The organism is Rhizobium sp. CC-YZS058 (assembly GCF_034720595.1).
GTDB lineage: Bacteria > Pseudomonadota > Alphaproteobacteria > Rhizobiales > Rhizobiaceae > Ferranicluibacter.
In genome coordinates, this window is sequence record NZ_JAYESJ010000001.1 from 696,036 (window position 1) to 716,011 (window position 19,976).

At 65.5% G+C, this 19,976-nt stretch carries 23 protein-coding genes; 13 read left to right on the forward strand and 10 right to left on the reverse strand.

The window, feature by feature from the left end; all coding sequences use genetic code 11:
• The first annotated feature begins 78 nt into the window (after nucleotides 1-78).
• From U8330_RS03400 to U8330_RS03415, 4 genes are all read left to right on the forward strand, one after another.
• Nucleotides 79-714, forward strand: a complete 636-nt coding sequence (locus tag U8330_RS03400; protein ID WP_323103749.1) for a J domain-containing protein — start codon at nucleotides 79-81, stop codon at nucleotides 712-714.
• Nucleotides 715-776: 62 nt separating this feature from the next.
• Nucleotides 777-1,772, forward strand: a complete 996-nt coding sequence (gene cobS, locus U8330_RS03405) for a cobaltochelatase subunit CobS (RefSeq protein ID WP_323107130.1) — start codon at nucleotides 777-779, stop codon at nucleotides 1,770-1,772.
• A gap of 4 nt (nucleotides 1,773-1,776) precedes the next feature.
• Nucleotides 1,777-3,678: a cobaltochelatase subunit CobT gene (gene cobT, locus U8330_RS03410; RefSeq protein ID WP_323103750.1), complete on the forward strand. Its 1,902-nt coding sequence runs from the start codon at nucleotides 1,777-1,779 to the stop codon at nucleotides 3,676-3,678.
• 19 nt (nucleotides 3,679-3,697) lie between these two features.
• Nucleotides 3,698-4,681 carry an esterase-like activity of phytase family protein gene (locus tag U8330_RS03415; RefSeq protein WP_416236809.1) on the forward strand — a complete coding sequence of 328 codons (984 nt, stop codon included), beginning with the start codon at nucleotides 3,698-3,700 and terminating at the stop codon, nucleotides 4,679-4,681.
• Between the two features lie 103 nt (nucleotides 4,682-4,784).
• Here the strand turns inward: U8330_RS03415 and U8330_RS03420 are convergent, their stop codons facing one another.
• The 3 genes from U8330_RS03420 to rpmB all read right to left on the reverse strand — a co-directional run bounded on the left by U8330_RS03420 (nucleotide 4,785) and on the right by rpmB (nucleotide 6,390).
• Entirely contained in the window at nucleotides 4,785-5,186 is a 402-nt protein-coding gene (locus U8330_RS03420; protein WP_323103751.1) for a DUF1236 domain-containing protein, read from the reverse strand.
• Nucleotides 5,187-5,297: 111 nt separating this feature from the next.
• A complete protein-coding gene (locus U8330_RS03425; protein WP_323103752.1) occupies nucleotides 5,298-5,942 on the reverse strand; it encodes a queuosine precursor transporter in 645 nt (214 codons plus the stop codon).
• A gap of 148 nt (nucleotides 5,943-6,090) precedes the next feature.
• Nucleotides 6,091-6,390, reverse strand: a complete 300-nt coding sequence (gene rpmB, locus U8330_RS03430) for a 50S ribosomal protein L28 (protein WP_323103753.1) — start codon at nucleotides 6,388-6,390, stop codon at nucleotides 6,091-6,093.
• A gap of 280 nt (nucleotides 6,391-6,670) precedes the next feature.
• Here rpmB and U8330_RS03435 point away from each other — a divergent pair, with 280 nt between their 5' ends.
• Nucleotides 6,671-7,459, forward strand: coding sequence for a DUF3108 domain-containing protein (locus U8330_RS03435; protein WP_323103754.1), 789 nt, complete (start codon nucleotides 6,671-6,673; stop codon nucleotides 7,457-7,459).
• A 5-nt stretch (nucleotides 7,460-7,464) separates the two neighbouring features.
• Nucleotides 7,465-8,352, forward strand: coding sequence for a DMT family transporter (locus tag U8330_RS03440; RefSeq protein ID WP_323103755.1), 888 nt, complete (start codon nucleotides 7,465-7,467; stop codon nucleotides 8,350-8,352).
• Nucleotides 8,353-8,377: 25 nt separating this feature from the next.
• Here U8330_RS03440 and U8330_RS03445 read toward each other — a convergent pair whose 3' ends face one another.
• Both U8330_RS03445 and gloB read right to left on the reverse strand, forming a co-directional pair.
• Nucleotides 8,378-8,815, reverse strand: coding sequence for a cupin domain-containing protein (locus U8330_RS03445; RefSeq protein ID WP_323103756.1), 438 nt, complete (start codon nucleotides 8,813-8,815; stop codon nucleotides 8,378-8,380).
• Nucleotides 8,815-9,585, reverse strand: a complete 771-nt coding sequence (gene gloB / locus U8330_RS03450) for a hydroxyacylglutathione hydrolase (RefSeq protein ID WP_323103757.1) — start codon at nucleotides 9,583-9,585, stop codon at nucleotides 8,815-8,817. Before gloB ends, U8330_RS03445 begins: the two co-directional genes overlap by 1 nt.
• A gap of 148 nt (nucleotides 9,586-9,733) precedes the next feature.
• Between gloB and U8330_RS03455 the strand changes: the two genes are divergently transcribed.
• The 3 genes from U8330_RS03455 (at nucleotide 9,734) to U8330_RS03465 (ending at nucleotide 12,633) form a co-directional block, all read left to right on the forward strand.
• Nucleotides 9,734-10,486, forward strand: coding sequence for a class I SAM-dependent methyltransferase (locus U8330_RS03455; protein WP_323107132.1), 753 nt, complete (start codon nucleotides 9,734-9,736; stop codon nucleotides 10,484-10,486).
• Nucleotides 10,487-10,596: 110 nt separating this feature from the next.
• Nucleotides 10,597-11,700 carry a histidinol-phosphate transaminase gene (gene hisC / locus U8330_RS03460; RefSeq protein ID WP_323103758.1) on the forward strand — a complete coding sequence of 368 codons (1,104 nt, stop codon included), beginning with the start codon at nucleotides 10,597-10,599 and terminating at the stop codon, nucleotides 11,698-11,700.
• A gap of 6 nt (nucleotides 11,701-11,706) precedes the next feature.
• Complete coding sequence (locus U8330_RS03465; protein WP_323103759.1) at nucleotides 11,707-12,633, forward strand: prephenate/arogenate dehydrogenase family protein; 927 nt, start codon at nucleotides 11,707-11,709, stop codon at nucleotides 12,631-12,633.
• 3 nt (nucleotides 12,634-12,636) lie between these two features.
• Here U8330_RS03465 and U8330_RS03470 read toward each other — a convergent pair whose 3' ends face one another.
• Nucleotides 12,637-13,641: a DUF2125 domain-containing protein gene (locus U8330_RS03470; protein WP_323103760.1), complete on the reverse strand. Its 1,005-nt coding sequence runs from the start codon at nucleotides 13,639-13,641 to the stop codon at nucleotides 12,637-12,639.
• A 308-nt stretch (nucleotides 13,642-13,949) separates the two neighbouring features.
• Between U8330_RS03470 and U8330_RS03475 the strand changes: the two genes are divergently transcribed.
• Nucleotides 13,950-14,534 carry a gamma-glutamylcyclotransferase gene (locus U8330_RS03475; protein ID WP_323103761.1) on the forward strand — a complete coding sequence of 195 codons (585 nt, stop codon included), beginning with the start codon at nucleotides 13,950-13,952 and terminating at the stop codon, nucleotides 14,532-14,534.
• A 9-nt stretch (nucleotides 14,535-14,543) separates the two neighbouring features.
• On the opposite strand, the gene U8330_RS03480 is transcribed toward U8330_RS03475, so the two are convergent.
• The 4 genes from U8330_RS03480 to ftsE all read right to left on the reverse strand — a co-directional run bounded on the left by U8330_RS03480 (nucleotide 14,544) and on the right by ftsE (nucleotide 17,941).
• Nucleotides 14,544-15,332 (reverse strand): 1-acyl-sn-glycerol-3-phosphate acyltransferase, encoded by a 789-nt coding sequence (locus U8330_RS03480; RefSeq protein ID WP_323103762.1) that lies wholly within the window; start codon nucleotides 15,330-15,332, stop codon nucleotides 14,544-14,546.
• Nucleotides 15,333-15,411: 79 nt separating this feature from the next.
• Nucleotides 15,412-16,125, reverse strand: coding sequence for a YdcF family protein (locus U8330_RS03485; protein WP_416236810.1), 714 nt, complete (start codon nucleotides 16,123-16,125; stop codon nucleotides 15,412-15,414).
• A gap of 129 nt (nucleotides 16,126-16,254) precedes the next feature.
• Nucleotides 16,255-17,289 (reverse strand): cell division protein FtsX, encoded by a 1,035-nt coding sequence (locus tag U8330_RS03490; RefSeq protein ID WP_416236811.1) that lies wholly within the window; start codon nucleotides 17,287-17,289, stop codon nucleotides 16,255-16,257.
• Nucleotides 17,282-17,941 (reverse strand): cell division ATP-binding protein FtsE, encoded by a 660-nt coding sequence (gene ftsE, locus U8330_RS03495; protein ID WP_323107138.1) that lies wholly within the window; start codon nucleotides 17,939-17,941, stop codon nucleotides 17,282-17,284. The genes U8330_RS03490 and ftsE overlap by 8 nt, the downstream gene beginning before the upstream one ends.
• Before the next feature lie 172 nt (nucleotides 17,942-18,113).
• On the opposite strand from ftsE, the gene U8330_RS03500 reads away from it, so the two are divergent.
• From U8330_RS03500 to hpt, 3 genes are all read left to right on the forward strand, one after another.
• A complete protein-coding gene (locus tag U8330_RS03500; RefSeq protein ID WP_323103763.1) occupies nucleotides 18,114-18,566 on the forward strand; it encodes a GNAT family N-acetyltransferase in 453 nt (150 codons plus the stop codon).
• 80 nt (nucleotides 18,567-18,646) lie between these two features.
• The gene (locus U8330_RS03505; protein ID WP_323103764.1) at nucleotides 18,647-19,273 is read left to right on the forward strand and encodes a hypothetical protein; all 627 of its coding nucleotides are present in this window, start codon (nucleotides 18,647-18,649) and stop codon (nucleotides 19,271-19,273) included.
• A gap of 82 nt (nucleotides 19,274-19,355) precedes the next feature.
• Nucleotides 19,356-19,895: a hypoxanthine phosphoribosyltransferase gene (gene hpt, locus U8330_RS03510; RefSeq protein ID WP_323103765.1), complete on the forward strand. Its 540-nt coding sequence runs from the start codon at nucleotides 19,356-19,358 to the stop codon at nucleotides 19,893-19,895.
• Nucleotides 19,896-19,976 lie beyond the last annotated feature (81 nt).

The following is a 19,976-nucleotide window of genomic DNA, read 5'->3' on the forward strand; positions in this document are numbered from 1 at the left end:
CATCGGAGAAATCACCTCCTCAAAGCCACCAACATTCCGGTTTGTCAATTCTTGTTGTGGCCCTGCCCACGCCCCATAATGTGCCTCATGAAGCTCGATTCAAAATATTTCGATACGATCCGGACCAAGCGCCGCACGAGCGCCAAGCCAGAACGGATGGCGCCTGTCTGTCAGTGGGATGGCTGCGAGGAAAATGGCGCGCATCGCGCCCCGGTCGGCCGCAATGCCGAGAACGAGTACTTCATGTTCTGCTTCGAGCATGTGAAGGAGTACAACAAGGGCTACAACTACTTCTCCGGCCTCTCCGACACCGAGATCGCCCGCTACCAGAAGGAAGCCCTGACCGGCCATCGCCCGACCTGGACGATCGGCGTGAACAAGAGCGCGAAGAACGGCCCTGCCCAGTCTCAGACGCGCTCGGGCACCGCCGGCGCGCAGGCGCGGATGCGCGATCCCTTCGGCTTTGTCAGCGAAGCACGGGCCCGTGCGCCGAAGCAGGAGCCGCGCCAGCGCAAGCTGAAGACGCTGGAGGCCAAGGCCTTCGAAACCCTCGGCCTCCATGCCGATGCGACCCAGGCCGATATCAAGGCGGCCTACAAGGATCTCGTCAAGAAGCACCACCCGGATGCCAACGGCGGCGATCGCGGCTCGGAAGACCGATTTCGCGCGGTCATTCAGGCCTACCAATTGTTAAAGCAGGCCGGCTTCTGCTAGGAAGACACGATCCCGTTGCAATGCACACTGCGACCGCCGGAGTCGCGGTCCCCGGAGACATGATGAGCAAGGTAGACCTCGATATTTCCAATCTTCCCGATACGACCGTATCCGTCCGCGAGGTCTTCGGCATCGATACGGACCTGAAGGTCCCGGCCTATTCCAAGGGCGATGCCTATGTGCCCGACGCCGATCCGGATTATCTGTTCGATCGCGAAACGACGCTCGCCATCCTCGCCGGCTTTGCCCACAACCGTCGCGTCATGGTGTCGGGCTATCACGGCACCGGCAAGTCCACCCATATCGAGCAGGTCGCCGCCCGGTTGAACTGGCCCTGCGTGCGCATCAACCTCGACAGCCATGTCAGCCGCATCGATCTCGTCGGCAAGGATGCGATCGTCGTCAAGGACGGGCTGCAGGTCACCGAGTTCAAGGACGGCATCCTGCCCTGGGCCTATCAGCACAATGTGGCGCTGGTTTTCGATGAATATGATGCCGGCCGTCCGGACGTGATGTTCGTCATCCAGCGCGTGCTGGAATCGGCGGGCCGCCTGACGCTCCTCGACCAGAGCCGCGTCATCCGTCCGCACCCCGCCTTCCGCCTGTTCGCCACCGCCAACACGGTCGGCCTCGGCGACACGACCGGTCTCTACCACGGCACGCAGCAGATCAACCAGGCGCAGATGGACCGTTGGTCGATCGTCACCACGCTCAACTATCTGCCGCATGACAATGAGGTCGATATCGTCGCATCCAAGGTGAAGGGCTTCACCGAGAAGCGCGGGCGCGACACGGTGTCGAAGATGGTGCGCGTCGCCGATCTCACCCGCGCCGCCTTCATCAACGGTGACCTTTCGACCGTCATGAGCCCGCGAACGGTCATCACCTGGGCCGAGAACGCCCATATCTTCGGCGATATCGCCTTCGCCTTCCGCGTCACCTTCCTCAACAAGTGCGACGAGCTGGAGCGGGCGCTGGTGGCCGAGCATTATCAGCGCGCCTTCGGCGTGGAGCTGAAGGAGAGCGCCGCCAACATCGTTCTCGACGCGACGGCCTGATCGAATGGCAGGGCGCGGCGACAATTCACGGCCAAGACCCAGTGCAGTGGTGGATGTGGAACCCTTCCGCCGCGCGCTGACCGGCTGCATCCGCTCGATCGCCGGCGACCCGGAGGTCGAGGTGACCTTCGCCAACGAGCGCCCCGGCCTGACCGGCGAGCGCATGCGCCTGCCGGAGCTTTCCAAGCGGCCAACCCGGCAGGAGCTGTCGGTCACGCGCGGCATCGGCGATTCCATGGCGCTGCGCAAGGCGTGCCACGACGCCCGGGTCCACGCCACCATGTCGCCGCAGGGAACGGATGCGAGGGTGATCTTCGACGCGGTCGAACAGGCCCGCGTCGAATCGATCGGTGCGCTGCGCATGGACGGCGTCGGCGACAACATCGCCTCCATGCTCGAGGAAAAATATGCCAAGGCCAATTTCGGCGCGATCGACCGCCAGGCCGATGCGCCGATTGAAGAAGCCGTGGCCCTGATCGTGCGCGAGCGGCTGACCGGACGTGCGCCGCCGGCCTCCGCCGGCAAGGTGCTCGACCTCTGGCGGGACTTCATCGAGGAGAAGGCCGGGCAGGACATGGAAGGCCTCTCGGCGGCGGTCAACGACCAGCAGGCCTTCGCCCGCGTCGTGCGCAACATGCTCGCCTCCATGGATGTGGCCGAACGCTACGGCGAGGACGAGGCCGAGCCCGACGACGAGGAAAGCCAGACCGACGAAGACCAGCCGCGCAGCCAGGAGCAGGACGAGAGCACCTCGGAAGAGGATGCGGGCTCGGATGCAGCACCTTCGGAAGAAAATGAATCCGCCGAAGAGCAGATGGACGACGGCGAGATGGACGGCGCCGAGATCTCCGACGAGGAGATGTCGGACGAGGGCGAGGACGACAGCGAAACGCCCGGCGAGGTCAAGCGCCCGGCCCATCCCTTCGACGATTTCAACGAGAAGGTTGATTACGCGGTCTTCACCAGCGAATTCGACGAGACCATCGCCTCGGAGGACCTGTGCGACGAGGCGGAGCTCGACCGTCTGCGCGCCTTCCTCGACAAGCAGCTTGCCCATCTTCAGGGTGCGGTCGGCCGTCTCGCCAACCGGCTGCAGCGCCGGTTGATGGCGCAGCAGAACCGGTCCTGGGAATTCGACCTCGAAGAAGGCTATCTCGACCCGGCGCGCCTGCCGCGCCTGGTGATCGACCCCATGCAGCCGCTCTCCTTCAAGCGCGAGCGCGACACGAATTTCCGCGACACTGTCGTCACCCTTCTGATCGACAATTCCGGTTCCATGCGCGGTCGGCCGATCACCGTGGCGGCGACCTGCGCCGATATTCTGGCCCGCACGCTGGAGCGCTGCGGCGTCAAGGTCGAGATCCTGGGTTTCACCACCAAGGCCTGGAAGGGCGGGCAGAGCCGCGAGCGCTGGCTCGCCAACGGCAAGCCGCAACTGCCGGGCCGCCTTAACGATCTGCGCCACATCATCTACAAGTCGGCCGATGCGCCCTGGCGCCGCGCCCGTCGCAATCTCGGCCTGATGATGCGCGAGGGACTGCTGAAGGAAAACATCGACGGGGAAGCACTCATCTGGGCGCACAACCGGCTGCTTGCTCGCTCCGAGCAGCGGCGGATCCTGATGATGATCTCGGACGGTGCGCCGGTCGACGATTCGACGCTGTCGGTCAATCCGGGCAACTATCTGGAGCGGCATCTGCGCGCGGTGATCGAGCAGATCGAGACGCGCTCTCCGGTGGAGCTTCTGGCGATCGGCATCGGACACGACGTGACGCGCTATTACCGGCGTGCCGTCACCATCGTCGATGCCGACGAACTGGCCGGCGCGATGACCGAGCAGCTCGCCTCGCTGTTCGACGACGAGAGCAAGCGTCGCATGCCCCGCAGCGCCCGGCGCGCCGGCTGATCACGTGATCGCCCCGCGCATGAGGCCCTTGCTGGCCGCCTTGATGACCCTGTGCCTGGCCGGTCCTCTTGCCGCCCAGGAGGCCGCGCCGATTCGCAGCACGCAGATCCGCAGCTTCAAACATGGTTCCGCCCAGACCGTGTTCGGCAAGACCGAGTTTATCGGCGGCATCGCCATGTCGTCGAGCAACGCCTTGTTCGGTGCCTTCTCCTCCATCCGCTTCCGGCCCGATCGCACCCATTTCGTCGGCATCCTCGATACCGGCCACTGGATCGAGGGACGGGTCACGCGGGATGAGGCGGGAAAGCTGGCGGGTGTCGAGGATGTGACAATCACCTCGATGCGCGATGCCTCCGGTCGCACGGAGAAGGTCAAGCACCGGATGGACGCCGAAGGATTGGCGCTGCGCGATGGCCAGGCGCTGGTCAGCTTCGAGCGCTTTGCCCGCGTCGACGCCTATCCCGACCCCGGCTTTGCGACGGCGCGGCCCCTGCGCAGCCTGCCCATGCTCATCCCGCCCGGTCTGCTGAGAGACAATCGCGGGCTGGAAACGGTTGCCGTCTCGCCAAAAACCGGCCCGTTGAAGGGATCGCCCGTCATCGTGGCGGAGCTCTCCTTCGACAAGCAGAACCACCTTCTTGCTGCTGTTCTCGAGGGCCCGCGCCGCGGTCGCTTCGCGGTCGTGCAGCACGACCCCTTTGCGGTGACGGATGGCGCCTTCCTGCCGAACGGCGATCTGTTGCTTTTGGAACGCCGCTTCTCCTTCGCCGCAGGGCTCGGCATGCAGATCCGCCGCATCAAGGGTGAGAGCATCGCGCCCGACGCTGTCGTCGATGGAGACGTTATTCTCACTGCCGATCTCGGCTACCAGATCGACAATATGGAAGGGCTGGATGTCGTCGTGCAGCCCGATGGCGAGATCCGGATCATCATCGTCTCCGACGACAATCACTCGATCCTCGAGCGCAACCTGATGCTCGAATTCAGGCTGCTGCCGGACTGAAAAAAGCCCCTCCGCCGGTGAACTGACCCCATTAAGTTGGACACAACTTTTCGGGGTCAGTTCACGCTGGCGAAGGGGCCTTTGAACGGCTTGCCTCGAAGGCTTAGTCGAGAACGCGGACGACCGTATAGCTCTTCGGATCGACGATCACGCGGCGGTCGTTGACGACCGTGTAGGCATAGGCCGGATCTTCCGGGATCTGCTGCAGCACGACCGTCTGCGGAAGCGGCTTGCCGACGACGACTTCCTGCTCGACGACGACCGGCTCGGCGGGCATCGGGGCCTGCTGCACATAGGTGACGACGCGTTCCGGCGGCGGATCGATGGCCGTGCCGGCTACGGCGCCCACGGCACCGCCGACAACGGCGCCCACCGGGCCGCCCACGATCGCGCCGGTCACGGCGCCGCCGGCGGTGCCGGTGACGGTGCCGTTCTGCGCATAGGCAGCGCTGCCGAGGTTGAGCGACAGAAGGGCAGCCGAGGCGAGGATGATCTTACGGGTCATGATACGGGTCCTTTCCTTGTCTTACGGACACGGAAATGACCAGACCTGCATTTGGTTCCGAGGTGGGCAGCCCGGACCCTTCGTTTGAACAGGTCGAAAGGCCGTTCCGGACTAACCCTGCGCGCTGGCCTTCACGCCCGGCATGGGCTTGATCACTGCCATCAGCGCCCCGTAGGGCAGCAGCATGACAAGCCCGACGAGGATCTTGACGCTGAGGTCACCCAGGGCCCAGGAGATCCAGCGCGGCGCCTCGGTTGCGAGCAAGCCGAAGAGCGGCGCCGATTCCAGAGCGAAGGGGTCGTTGGGGCCAAAGACGACGAAGGCCGGCGCGAAGGCGATCGAGAAGAAGATCAGCGTATCGAGGGCCGAGCCGATCAGCGAGCCGACCAGCGGCGCGCGCCACCAGCCCTGGGTCCGCAACCGGTTGAAGAGCGTGATGTCGAGAAGCTGGCCGAGCAGAAAGGCCGTTCCGGAAGCGATGGCCAGACGCGGTGTCGCCAGCATGACCGAAAGCACGACGGCCACCGCGAAACCGCAGAACACGACGCGCCGCGCGATGCGAGGCCCGAACTGCCGGTTGGTCAGATCCGTGACGAGGAAGGCGACCGGATAGCTGAACGCGCCCCAGGTCAGAAGATCTCCGAGCTGCAGCGGGCCAATGGCGCCGGGCAGGGGATATTGGACGAGAATATTGGAGGCGACGACCACCAGGGTCATCAGAACGACGTAGAGCGCGAAAGTCCGTTGCTTCAGCATTTTTTTATCCTGGGTGATGCCACCAGTTGGAGTGGAGAAGCCGCGAAGCGTGTCGTCCTCGCGGCGGCGAAATCCCATGAAAAAGCCCGCCGGAGGCGGGCCTTCATCGAAAGCGTTCAAGCCAGGCTTGAGCCTAAGCTCAAGCAGCTCAGGCTGCAACGGCCGTTTCAGCCGACTTCTTGACGATCTGGCGGCGCAGCAGGCGGGCGCGCATCGACAGTTCGGTCTCGTCAGCCTTCAGCAGGAAGGCATCGAGGCCGCCGCGATGCTCGACCGAACGAAGGGCCGATGCCGAAACGCGCAGACGGAAACGCTGGCCGAGAGCATCCGAAATCAGCGTGACGCTGCACAGGTTCGGCAGGAAGCGGCGCTTGGTCTTGTTGTTGGCGTGGCTGACATTGTTGCCCGACTGGACGCCCTTGCCGGTCAGTTCGCAAACACGGGACATGGAATCACCTATCGTTGTACTTGCCAGCGTTCAATGCAGTTGCGGGCCACAAGCCCAGGCACCATTCCCACCGGCCATGATTGGAAAGTTGCGGTTCTATAGTCAGACGGGCTCGCCGCGTCAAGCCGCAGAGCGTATTTTCGCGCGTCCCATGCCACGCTGCCGGGGATAAACAGGGTGAACGAAGCATCTGCGCCGGGGAGCCGGGCGTAGAATTGCCTCATTGGCACCCTATCTGCAATCCTCCTTCTTCCCCCTTCTCGACGGAAAGGTCTCGCGCATGGCGTGGCGTGTCGGTTCTGCGGCCCTTCTGGCCCTGTCTCTTTCGCTGTCGGCGCCCGCGGCTTCGCGCGCGGCCGAGGCTGAACACCAAACGGATTATACGATCTCGCTCGCCGGCCTGCCGATCGCCCGGGCCTCGTTCCACACTGTCTTTACCGACGATCGCTATTCGATCTCCGGCAAGCTCAGCTCGGCCGGCCTCGCCGATATCCTGTCCTCGACCTCCGGCCAGACCTCGGTCTCGGGCGTCATCGAGCCGGACAAGCTTTCGGCGACCGATTATTCGGTGCGCTACAAGAGCGGCAAGAAGGCGCGCGCGATCGATGTTTCCTTCGCCGATGGCAATGTCACCTCCGCGACGCTGCGTCCCGAGCGGCGCACGCCGAAGAACTGGGTGCCGGTGACCAAGGCGGATATGCGCAATGTCGTCGATCCGCTCTCCGGCCTGATCTTCCCGGCCGATGCCAAGGTCTGCCCGAAGACGCTGCCGGTGTTCGACGGCGAATCGCGGATGGACTTCAAGCTGTCGGCCAAGGGCAGCAAGCCGTTCAAGACCGACGGTTTCTCCGGTGACGTCATCGTCTGCGGCGTCAAGTTCGTGCCGCGCTCCGGCTACAAGAAGGGCCGCTCGGATGTCGAATATCTGAAGAAGCTCGACACGATGGAGATCTGGTTTGCCAAGGCTGAGGCGGGGAATGTATACGCTCCGGTCTATGTGCGCGTTCCCACGAAATATGGTCCGGTGACCGTCTGGGCCACGCGGTTCAAGGGTGACGTACGGAGTTAAGGCGCATGACGGTTCGGGCCACGCTGATCGGTTTTACCGCGATCCTGATGTGGGCCCTGCTGGCGCTTTTCACCGCCGCCTCGGGCAAGATGCCGCCGTTCCAGCTCTCCGCCCTCTGCTTTGCGATCGGAAGCCTGCCGGGGCTCGGGGTGCTCTTGCTGAGGCCCGAGCGCCTGGCGCTGCTGCGCCAGCCGGCCAAGGTCTGGATCGTCGGCATTGCCGGGCTGTTCGGCTACCACTTCCTGTATTTCACGGCGTTGCGCAACGCGCCGGCCGTGGAGGCCGGGCTCATTGCCTATCTCTGGCCGCTGCTGATCGTCGTCGGCTCGGCGCTGCTGCCGGGTGAGCGGCTGGCCTGGCATCATGTCGTCGGCGCGCTTGCCGGCCTCGCCGGGACGGCGCTGATCGTGGCGCGCAAGGGCGTCGACTTCGACAGCGCCTATGCGCTTGGCTACGGCGCGGCGCTCGCCTGCGCCTTCACCTGGTCCGGCTACTCCCTCATGACCCGCCGCTTCGAGGCGGTCTCGACCGATGTCGTCACCGGCTTCTGCCTTGCCACCTCCGTTCTGTCGCTGCTCTGCCACCTGGCGCTCGAACAGACCGTCTGGCCGCAGGGGCCGAGCGAGTGGCTGGCTGTCCTCGGTCTCGGCCTGCTGCCGGTCGGCGCGGCCTTCTATGCCTGGGATTTCGGCGTCAAGAACGGCAATATCCAGCTGCTCGGCGTCGCCAGCTATTCCGCGCCGGTGCTTTCGACGCTGATGCTTGTCCTCTTCGGCTTTGCAGAACCCTCTCTCGCCATCGGGCTTGCCTGCCTGCTCGTCACCGGCGGGGCGGTGCTCGCCTCGAAGGACGTGATCCTGAAACGCTCCGCCGCGCCGGAAGCCGCGCAATAGCTGGGAGCGCCCCGCTTGGTCGCGCTCAGCCGGCAGGTGTCCAGCCGGGAGGTGCCATCTCGAAGGCGGCAAACTCGAATCCCGGCGCGACCGTGCAGCCGACAAGCGTAAAGGCGCCGCGGCTCTCTGCCGATTGCCAGACATCCGCAGGCACCACGGCCTGCGGGCGTTGGCCGGCAACGAGATCCGGTCCAAGCACGGTCTCCCTGACCGCCCCGCCTTCGGCCGCCCCGCCGTCGACCGACATGCGCAGCACCAGCGGATCGCCGGCATAGAAGTGCCAGACTTCGGCAGCATCGCGCACGCGGTGCCAGTGGGAGCGCTCGCCGGCGCGCAAGAGATAATAGATGGCGGTCGAGTGGCCGCGCGCGCCGCCGGCCGTATCCCGGAAGGTCTGGCGATAGTAGCCCCCTTCCGGATGCGGTTCGAGCTGCAGCGTTTCGATGATCTCGTCGGCCGTCATCAAAACGCGTCCTTGCGCCGCCGGATTTCGGCAAAGACCTCGGCATCGCCGGCGTCTTCGAGGCCAAGCCCGGCGCGGATCTTCGTGTCACGGGCGCGCAGGAACGGATTGGTGCGCTTCTCGAGCCCGATCGTCGTCGGCGCCGTGAACCCACCGCGCTCTCGCACCTCCTCGATCTGCCGCACCCGGGCCTGCAATTCGGCATTTTGCGGGTCGATGGTCACGGCGAACCGGGCGTTGGAGAGCGTGTATTCGTGGCCGAAATAGACCAGCGTCTCGTCGGGCAGCTCCATGAGCTTCGACAGCGATGTCCACATGTCGAGCGGGGTTCCCTCGAACAGCCGCCCGCAGCCGAGCGCAAACAGCGTATCGGCGGCAAACAGCAGGTGGTCTTCCGGCAGATGATAGCAGATGTGACCGGCCGTATGGCCCGGCGTGCCGATGACATGCACCGGCCGCCCCGCGAAGGTGAAATCGCCGCCGTCGCCGATCGTCAGATCGATGCCGGGAATCCGTGCCGCCTCCAGCGCCGGACCGATGATCTGCGCATCGAAGCGCGCCTTGAGCGGCAGGTTGGCGTCCACATGGTCGGCATGGTGGTGGGTGGTGAAGATATGGGTCAGCGTCCAGCCTCGGCGCTCCAGCGCGGCGAGGATCGGCGCCTCTTCCGGCGCATCGATCGAGGCGGTTGCCCCGCTCAGCTCATCATGGATGAGCACGCCGAAATTGTCGGAGCGGCAGGCAAAGAGCTCGATGGTAAAGGCAGGCATGAAGCGGGTTCCTGAGGTGGACGCGGGAAAGGTGACGAAAAGGCGAGGGGAAGTCCAGCGGGACCTCCTGCGCCCGTAACGTCGCGGCGCTCCAATTTGTGCCGTGGAGAGTTTTCTTTCGGCCCGACCCGATCTACCCTTGCCGACCATGCACGCCGATATCGTCGACCTTCGCCAGTTCTATCATTCGCTTCTGGGGCGCAGCGCCGAGCAGGCGATCACCATGGCGATCGCCGCCGTCTGGGCGCGGCTGCCGGAAGAGCGGCTGGTCGGCCTCGGCTATGCCGTGCCCTATCTCGAGCGCTTCAAGGCCGATACGGAGCGCACCTTTGCCTTCATGCCGGCAGGGCAGGGGGCAGTGAACTGGCCGGTGGCAGAGCTTTCCGCCACGGCGCTGATCTTCGACGAGGAGCTGCCGCTGCCTGATTCGTCGATCGATCGGGTACTGATGGTCCATTCGCTGGAATTTGCCGAAAACCCGCGCGAGACGATGAAGGAGCTCTGGCGCGTGCTGGCGCCCGGCGGCCGGCTCGTCATCGTCGTGCCCAATCGGCAGGGGGTGTGGGCGCGGATGGAGCATACGCCCTTCGGCTCCGGCCGGCCCTATTCGCGCGGCCAGCTGACGGCCCTCTTGCGGGAAACCAATTTCACGCCCGGGGCTTCGGCGGAGGCGCTGTTCTTCCCGCCTTCGAGCAGCAAGACCATTCTGAAGCTCGGCCGCGGCTTCGAGCGCATCGGCCGCTCGCTCTGGCCGCTCTTTTCCGGCGTGATCGTCGTGGAGGCGCAGAAGCGGCTCTATCAGGGCCTGCCGGTCGCCGCGCGGGCCTCGCGCCGCGTCTTCGTGCCGGTGCTGGCGCCCCAGGGCGTGCCGACGACGCGCGACGGGGCCGGGCCGCGGTGATTCGCCGCCGAGGCTAGGCATGGGCGGGCTCGACAAGCGGGCAGCCGGCCGGTAATGGCTCTGCCATTGCTTGTTCCGACCGCATCGTCTTCTTCGCAGAAAGCACGCCCATGAGCTCCGCGACCACCCACCCGATCCCGCGCCCCGGCATTCTCGACATCGCCGCCTATGTGCCCGGCAAGGAGACCGCGCCGGGGGTGGAGAAGGTCTACAAGCTGTCTTCGAACGAGACCCCGCTCGGGGCAAGCCCCAAGGCGCTCGCCGCCTTCCAGGCCGCTGCCGCAAGCCTCGAGCGCTATCCGGACGGGCAGGCGCATGAGCTGCGCGCGGCGATCGCCGAAGTCTATGGCCTGAATGCCGCCAATATTCTCTGCGGCAATGGTTCGGACGAGCTGCTCGGCCTGCTCGCCCATGTCTATCTGGGTCCGGGTGACGAAGCGATCATCACCGAGCACGGCTTCCTCGTCTACAAGATCCAGATCATGGCGGCCGGCGCCACGCCGGTCACGGTGAAGGAAGTCGATTGCCGCGTGGATGTCGATGCCATTCTCGCCGCCGTCACCGAGAAGACGAAGATGGTCTTTCTCGCCAATCCGGCCAACCCGACCGGCACCTTCGTGCCCGTCGCCGATGTCCGCCGCCTGCATGCCGGCCTGCCGAAATCGGTCGTGCTGGTGCTCGATGCGGCCTATGCCGAATATGTCCGCCGCAACGACTACGAGGCTGGCATCGAGCTTGTCTCCTCCAATGACAATGTGGTGATGACCCGCACCTTCTCGAAGATCTACGGCCTTGCTGCCTTGCGCATCGGCTGGGTTTACGGACCGCTGGCCATCATCGATGCGCTGAACCGGGTACGTGGGCCCTTCAACCTCAACGCCCCGGCCATTGCAGCCGGCGCGGCGGCCGTGCGGGATCGCGCCTTCACCGCCGAGGCGGTCGACTTCAACGCGCATTGGCTCGACCGGCTGACCGACGCCCTGTCGGCGCTCGGCCTGCGGGTCACGCCCTCGGTCGCCAATTTCGTGCTCATCCATTTCCCGGACATCGACGGCAAGCGGGCGGCCGAGGCGGACGAGTTCCTGTCGCGCCGCGGCTATATTCTGCGGGCGGTGCGGGGCTACGGGTTCCCCAATGCGCTGCGCCTGTCGATCGGCACGCCCGAGGCCAATGACGGCGTGGTGGCCGCGCTGACCGACTTCATGCGGGCGTAAGGCGAGATGGCGCAGCTTTTCGATCGTATCGCCCTGATCGGCATCGGCCTGATCGGCTCCTCCATCGCCCGCGAGATCCGCGACAAGCAGCTTTCCGGCCATGTCACCATCTCGACCCGCAGCGCCGAAACGCTGAAGCGCGCCGAGGCGCTCAGCCTCGGGGACAGCTATGTCCTGTCCCCGGCCGAGGCCGTGGCCGGCGCAGATCTTGTCATCGTGTCCGTGCCTGTCGGCGCTTCGGCCGCCGTGGCGCAGGCGATTGCTCCGCATCTCAAGGCCGGCGCCATCGTGACCGACGTCGGCTCGACCAAGGGGTCGGTGATCGCCCAGATGGCGCCGCATCTGCCGGAGACGGTGCATTTCATCCCCGGTCACCCGATCGCGGGGACGGAATATTCCGGCCCGGATGCCGGCTTCATCGGTCTCTTCAAGGGGCGCTGGTGCATCCTGACGCCGCTTCCCGGCACGGACGAGGCCGCCAAGGCCCAGCTTCGGGCGTTCTGGGAAAGCCTGGGGTCGAATGTCGAGGAGATGGATCCGGACCATCACGACAAGGTCCTCGCCATCGTTTCGCATCTCCCGCACATCATCGCCTACAATATCGTCGGCACGGCGGATGATCTGGAAACGGTGACGGAGTCGGAAGTGATCAAATACTCCGCCTCGGGGTTCCGCGATTTCACTCGTCTGGCCGCCTCCGATCCCACCATGTGGCGCGACGTCTGCCTGCACAACAAGGACGCGATCCTGGAAATGCTCGCACGCTTTTCGGAAGACCTCGCCTATCTGCAGCGGGCGATCCGCTGGGGCGATGGCGAGAAGCTGTTCGACCTCTTCACCCGCACCCGCGCGATTCGCCGATCCATCATTCAGGCCGGGCAGGATACGGACCAGGCCGACTTCGGCCGGCATGCGCTGGACGGCAAGGGGTGATCGTCAGAGCGTCGGCAACACACCGATCGGGATGAAGGCGAGGAAGGCCGTGCCGTCGCGCACGTTCAGCGTCACGCTGGCATCCTTGGCGCCGGCCGCAAGCGCGGTCAGCATGTTGGCGGTGTTGTCGATCGTGTCTTCATCCTCGGGAAAGGCGGCTGCAAGGGTCCGCCGCCAGCCTTCGACATCACGCATCGACAGCTTGAAGGCCCCCGAGATCAGCCCATCCTCGCTGACGGTGAAGGGGCCGGATGCGGTGGTGACCAGCCCATTGCCGAAATCGAGGGTAAGGTTGCGCACCTCGCCGCTGGCACCGCGCAACGCGGCGGCCCGCAGGCGGCCGAGGCCCAGCATGTCGGCCCGGTCCTTGACGGTCAGATCCACCGCGCTGTCGAGCGGCGGCAGCAGGCTCGGTCCGTCGGCGGGCTTCAGGTCGAAGCGGGTGAGCGTCGCGGCCGCATCGAGATCCGGTCCGTTGCGGCGCAGATGCAGCTCGCCATGGGCGGCGGAAAAGGCCAGCCGCTCGCCGATCGAGCCCAGCACCAGCGTGCCTGACGGATCGTCCGCACTGATCGACGAGCGGTTGAGACTGGAAAACCCGGCATCGATGCTGGCCTGCAGCCGCGACCATACGGCCGAGAGGCCAAAATCCGGCGAGACCCGCATCTCTGCCGGTCCGTCGAGTTCGATGACCGCGCGGCCCGGCCAATAGACCTGCGCGGCGGAGCGCAGCGCGCCGAAGGAAGCCGAGGCCGCATTGCCCCGGTCGTCCAGCCGCAGCGAATCGCAGAACAGCCCGATGCGGAACGGGAAACCGCGCACGGCCATGTCGTCGCATTCCAGCGTGCGTGCCGAGCCGCTGCGCCCGGCAAGAAAGGCCGAAAGCCGGGTCTCGATCTGATAGGCGGCGAGAAACCAGACGCCGGTATAGACAGCGAGAAAGACGAGGATGCCGATCGCCAGACGCTTGATCTTCACGCGTGCGGCAGTGGGCGTGGCTGACGACATTCAGGATCGACCTTCGGGTTGGGCCGTCGATGCGGCATGCGGACGGGAGGGCGCGCCTCGGCGCCGCGCCAGCGGACGCAAGGGCCCGCTCAGTCAGAAGCGACCATTTAGGCCATGATTGGCCGGCCGTCCAACCCTCCGAGGTGGAGAGCGGCGCGGGATTTGCGGCGGAACTCGCACCAAAGCGGGAGAGAAGCGATCAACCCGTGCAATTCGGCCCTTGTCTGGCCACCCCGCCTTGCTTCAACACTGCGTGAGACGATGATTCTGCGCGGCGGTTCTGCGCCGGATCGCAACGAGGAGGATGAATGCAGGTGGCAGGCGAGGCTGTCGATCTTGAGGGCGGCGATCTCTGGGTGTTTGGCTATGGATCGCTGATGTGGAACCCGGGCTTTGCCCATACCTCCAGCATGGCCGCCATGACCTATGGCTATCGTCGGGCGCTGTGCGTGCGCTCCTATGTCCATCGCGGCACGGAGGCTGCGCCGGGGCTGGTGCTCGGGCTTGATCGGGGCGGTTCCTGCCGCGGCATGGCCTTCGAGGTGGCGGCCTCGGATCGGGCGTCCGTGATCGCCTATCTGCGCGAGCGGGAGCTGGTGACCCATGTCTACAAGGAGCGCCTGCTGCCGTTGATGCTGGCCGACGGGCGGCGGGTGTCAGCGCTGGGCTATGTGATCGACCGGGCCCATGTCCAATATGCCGGAGCGTTGAAGGCCGACGAGGCAGCGCTGATCGTGGCGCATGCGCGCGGCCGCTCCGGCGAGAACGTCGATTATGTGATGAACACGCTCGAGCATCTGCGCGCCATGAAGATCCGCGATCACTGGCTGGAAGAGGTCGGGCGCGGTGTGAAAAGGCTTCTCGCCCGCACGTCGCACCCGGCCGAGGCGTGAACTTTCGCCTCAGGCAGCGGCCTGCATTGCGCGCAGCTTCTCCGCCGCTTCAGGCGGCACGGGGAGGTGCGGATTGTCGCGCAGGGTTTCGACGAGCAGCTGGTCGCTGGCGGTCTCGGTCGTATCGATCAGCCGGGCCAGGAATGCGTCGGCATCGAGCCCCGGCGGGATCGGCGGCAGGATCCGCACCTTGAAATGGCCGGGATAGCGGCGCAGCGAGCGCCGCGGCCAGAACAGACCCGGATGCATGACCACCGGCACCACAGGCACCTGCAGATCGCGATAGAGCCGGGCGATGCCGTATTTGTAGTCCGGCGCAGCGCCCGGCGGCTTGCGCGTGCCTTCGGGGTAGATGATGAGCTGGCGGCCGGTCGCCATTTCCTGCTTGGTCCGCTCCATCACTGCCGCCATCGCCCGGCCGCGGGCGGCGCGGTCCACCGGCACCATGCGCTGCTTGGCCACGTACCAGCCGAAGAGCGGGATGCGCATCAGCTCCTTCTTCAGGATGAAGAAGGGGTCGGACAGCCAGGGCAGCAGCGCATAGACATCCCAGAAGGACTGGTGCTTGGGTGAAAGGATATAGACGCCGTCGGCCGGCAGGTTCTCAAGCCCCTCGATCTCGAAGGTCGTCCCGACCAGCACCCGCATCAGGGCATGATTGGTCTTGGCCCAGGTTTTCGGAACGATCCAGGACGCCTTGCGCGGCATGAGAAAATAGACGGGCGTCAACACGATCATCTGCAGGATCAGGTTGGCGTAGAAGACGACGTTGAAGAGGGCCGAACGGAGGGGGACCATGAGCGAGCTTCCGAGGAGCGGGTGAAGGCTGCCTACACGATCCTTCGCGCCGCGAAAACCCCGCTTGGCCAGTGCCCGCTCAGTCGGCCGCAGCCGGGCCGTCGACCGTGCGCAGGCCGCTGGCGCTATGGGCGCCGAGCGCATCCCGCGCGGTGGCGACGCTGAATTTTGCAAATTCCAAAAGGATTGCCTTCAACACCATCGGGTTGCGCAACCAGTTCGTGCTCTTCAGGTCGGAATTGACGACGGGATAGGCGATGAAGCTGATGCCCGGATTGGCGCGGCGCAGCTCCAGCAGGCTGCGCGGCATGTGGTAATTGTTGGTGACCACCAGAATGGTCTGGTAGCCATTGCTGCGGATCCAGCCCGCCGTCTCATTGGCATTGCCGATCGTGTCGATCGCGTCGCGGCCAAGATCGACGCAGCACTGGAACAGGTCGGGCGGGCTCTGCGTGTTGCGGCGGATCTGGGTGCTGGTCGTGCTCGGATGGACGCCGGAGATGAGCAGCCGGCCGCCCGCGCCGGATTTCAGGAGATCCACGGCCTGGTCGATCCGCTGGAAGCCGCCGGTCAGAACGACGATCGCATCGGCCTTTGGATCCTGCGGTGGCTGCAGCGAGGCCACCTGGTCGGCAAAATAGAGGAAGGCGATCAGCGTGAGGCCCGCCATGAACAGCAGCAGATAGAAGATTGCACGCACGGCCTGGCGGACGCGGCCCACATGGCGCCGCGCCAGCGGACGGCGCAGGCCGTCCTCGTCCATTCCCGTGCGCTCCGTCGTCTGGTTCGCCATCAGTGCTCGTCTCGGGCCGGCTTCGGCCCCGTCAGTCCGCGACGCTCGTTCGCCGGCGCACCCATGCGTTCGGCGGGCCCTCTGTTAGCGGGCGATTGCGGCAAGGAGGGGAACGGCGCCGGTCTCATGTCAGGAATTCTGCGAAAACTCCGCCCGAGCCGGATCGGAGCGGAGAAGGTCGATTTCGTAGATCGTCCGCATGACGGTGAATCGCGCGGTCAGCGTTGTCAGCAGGGCGATGACGATCATGATGAAGGCGATGCCGACATAGCCGAGCGCGCCGATGGTGAAGGTGCCGAAAAGTGCGGTCGCCTGGTCGCTTTCGGGCGTCGCCAGGGACCGGCTCTGCCACCAGCCTGCTGCCGCAAAGCAGAGGGCGGCCAGCAGACCGCCGGCCCCTGCACCCTTCAAACTGATGCGCAGGAAATGCTTTTGAAACTCGTTGGCGACGAAACCGGCCTCCGCACCGACGAAATGCAGCACCTCGACAATATGGCGGTTGCCGGAGAGCGTGCCGCGCGTGGCGAAGACCACGGTCAGGACCATGGCCGAGAAGACCAGGATGAGGACACCGGTGCCGATCAGCGAGGTCGTCCGCGCCATGGCCACCAGCCGGTCCACCCAGGTCCGGTGATCGTCGAGCGATGCCTGCGGGATCTTCTCCGTCAGCGCCGTGCGCATGGCGGCAAAATCCGGCGGGTTGGTCTCGTCGATGGTGACGACGACGAGGCGCGGCACCGGCAGCTCGTCGAGATCCAGCCCCTCGCCGAGCCAGGGCTCAAGCAGGCGGGCCGTCGCCTCGCGATCGACGATGGCGCCGTCGACCGTGCCGTCGAAGGTCAGCGCCACGCGGCGCGCCTCCGCCAGGGCGGCATCGATATCGAGCCCCTCGTCAGGCCTGATCTGGATCGTCACCTCGCGCGAGATTTCGCTCTGCCAGCTCTGCGCGGTGGCGCGCACCATGGAGACGGCACCGAGCGTCAGGCAGGCAAGGAAGGACATGATGGCGATGACCAGCATCAGCGCCTGGCCGGAGACGTTCACCGGCGGGACGATCGGCCCTGTGGGCCGCACGCGCAGCGGCGGTCGGCGGGCCTCGCCGGCGGGCGGGGCTTTGGCCTGCGGCGTGGCCGGTCGGCGGAGGGAGGAGCGGGCCTCAGTCATAGATATCGAGCCGCCCTTCGGTGAGAATCATCCGGCGGGCCTCCACCTGGTCCATCAGCGACAGATCATGCGTGGCGATGACGACGGCGGTGCCGAGCCGGTTCAGTTCCATGAACAGCGTCAGCAGGCGCCGGGCCATCGGCGGATCGACATTGCCGGTCGGTTCGTCGGCGAGGAGGATCTCCGGGCGGTCGATCAGCGCGCGCGCAATGGCCGCCCGCTGCTTCTCACCGCCGGAGAGCACAGGCGGCAGGACGTTGATCCGCTCCCCGAGCCCGACCCAGCCGAGCAGCTCCAGCACGTCGGCACGGTAGGAGGATTCCTCCTTGCCGCGCACCCTGAGCGGCAGCGCCACGTTCTCATAGGTCGTCAGATGGTCGAGCAGGCGAAAATCCTGGAACACGATCCCCACCCGGCGACGCAGCATGGGAAGTTCGTCGCGCGGGATCGAGGTGATGTTGCGGTCGAACATGCGGATCAGACCGCGTGTCGGCTTCAGCGACAGAAACAGGAGGCGCAGCAGCGTCGTCTTGCCGGCGCCGGAGGGGCCGGTCAGAAACTGGAAGGACCGGCGCGGAATGTCGAACGTCAGGTCGCGGAGGATCTCCGGTCCCATCCCATAGCGCAATCCGACATTTTCAAAATGGATCAAAGGCCTGCCCGCCTCGAGAAGCATCAGAGCGGCCGGGCGGCCGCGCGTCTCCAACATGGTTAAACACCGGTTAATTTTCCATGAAAAAGCGCCGCTTTCAGGGCTCGCCTCCGCGCAGCACGGCTTCCTGCCTCACGCGCACCATGCTTTGCTTGCCGCAAAAGGAGTGTCCATGGCCGAATCACCCATCATTCTCACCGTGCCGCTGTTTTCGGACCTGTGCAATCTCGGCTTCCGTCTCAGGCGCCAGGTCTTCATTGCCGAGCAGCGCGTGCCTGCGGACGAGGAGTTCGACGCGCTGGATCTTACTGCGCACCATCTGGTGGCGGTGCTCGATGGCTCGGTCTGCGGTGTGCTGCGGGTGCTGGCGGACACCGATCCGATCAAGATCGGCCGGGTCGCCGTGGCGCAGGAGGCACGCGGCCGCGGTGTCGGCGCCGCGCTGATGCGCCGAGTCCTGTCAGATTTCGAGACGCTGGCGGCCGGCCGGTTCGAGCTCTCTGCCCAGGCCGACAAGACAGGGTTCTACGAAGGCTTCGGCTTCGAGACGATCGGAGAGCCCTATCTTGACTGCGGTATCCCGCATCGGACGATGCGCAGAGGCATGCCGGGTCCGCGCGGTTAAGGATTCGTTAACCCTGTTTCCCCTAGGCTTCGTGTTCTGTTTTGCGTGTCACCACCGATGATCCGTAGGGAGAGCAAGGGTTGAACGCATCCACGCATCGCGGCTTCACACCGAGCGCCGCCGACCTTCTGCCGCCGGAAGGCCGGCGCGGCCCGCGGCCCGCGCAACGCACTGCGTCGCGACGGCTGGACGTGGTCGATGCCGTCTTCGAAACCGTGCCGGGTGCCAGGCGCGCCGCCGCATCGGCAAAGGCTTCCCCGCCTCTCGGGCGGGGCCCGGCCAAGGCATCCATGCTGCTGCAGACGCTGGAGCGGGCGCTGACCCTTCTCTCGCTCCGCAGCTTCGTTGCGCTGACCGGCACGTTGTGTCTGGTGGCCTTCCTGCTGGGCGGCCAGGTATCGGCCGGTCCTGCGCCGACGCTGCGGGTCGAGGATGTCGAAGCCCGGCTCTCCGACATGAACGGCATGCGGGTCGTCTCGGTCTATGGCGCGGTGGTCAACGGCTCCGGCGAAACCCGCCGCGTGCCCGCAATCACGGTCGAGCTCACAGGTCCCTCCGGGCTGATGCGCGTCCAGGGGCAACTGGCCGGGATCGGCCCTTTGGCACCCGGCGAGAGCCGGCGGTTTACCGCGCGTCTTCCGCATTCCGGCGGGTCCTTGCCGCAGGTCGAGGTTTCCTTCGCGCCCACGGGTGCGTCCGCGCGCTGACTGTGCTAACGGCAGGTCTCACCGCATCGCCGCTTGTCCGGCCGGTGCGCCTTCGCCGTCTCTTTCCGGAGAAACCGTTGCCATGCCCGTCGTCCGTGGAAAAACCATCGAACCGCTGTTCACTGCTGAAGTCATCGCGCAGCGGAATCGGGAAATGGCGGAGACGATCGCCCGCGGCAGCAACGACGACCTGCTCGTCATCTCGGTGCTCAAGGGCTCCTTCATCTTCGCAGCCGATCTCATCCGCGCCATGCACGACGCCGGGCTCGCGCCCGAGGTCGAGTTCATCACCCTGTCGAGCTACGGCACGGGCACGGTCTCGCGCGGGGTCAAGATCATCAAGGATATCGACAGCAATGTCGCCGGTCGCGACGTTCTGCTGATCGACGACATCCTCGAATCCGGGCGCACCCTGCGTTTTGCCCGCGATCTCATGCTGGAACGCGGCGCCAAGTCCGTCTCCATCGCCGTGCTTCTCGACAAGAAGGTCAAACGCGAGGTGGATTTCGAAGCCGACCACATCGGCTTCGAATGCCCCGACCACTTCGTCGTCGGCTACGGCATGGACGTGGCCTATGCGTTTCGAGAGTTGCCGTTTGTGGGGGTGGTGGTTGGGGAGTGAGAATTGTAGTGATCAGTGATCAGTGATCAGTGATTAGTTTTTAGTTTTGGTAGTTAGTGATTGGCAAGGCTTGACGGCGGT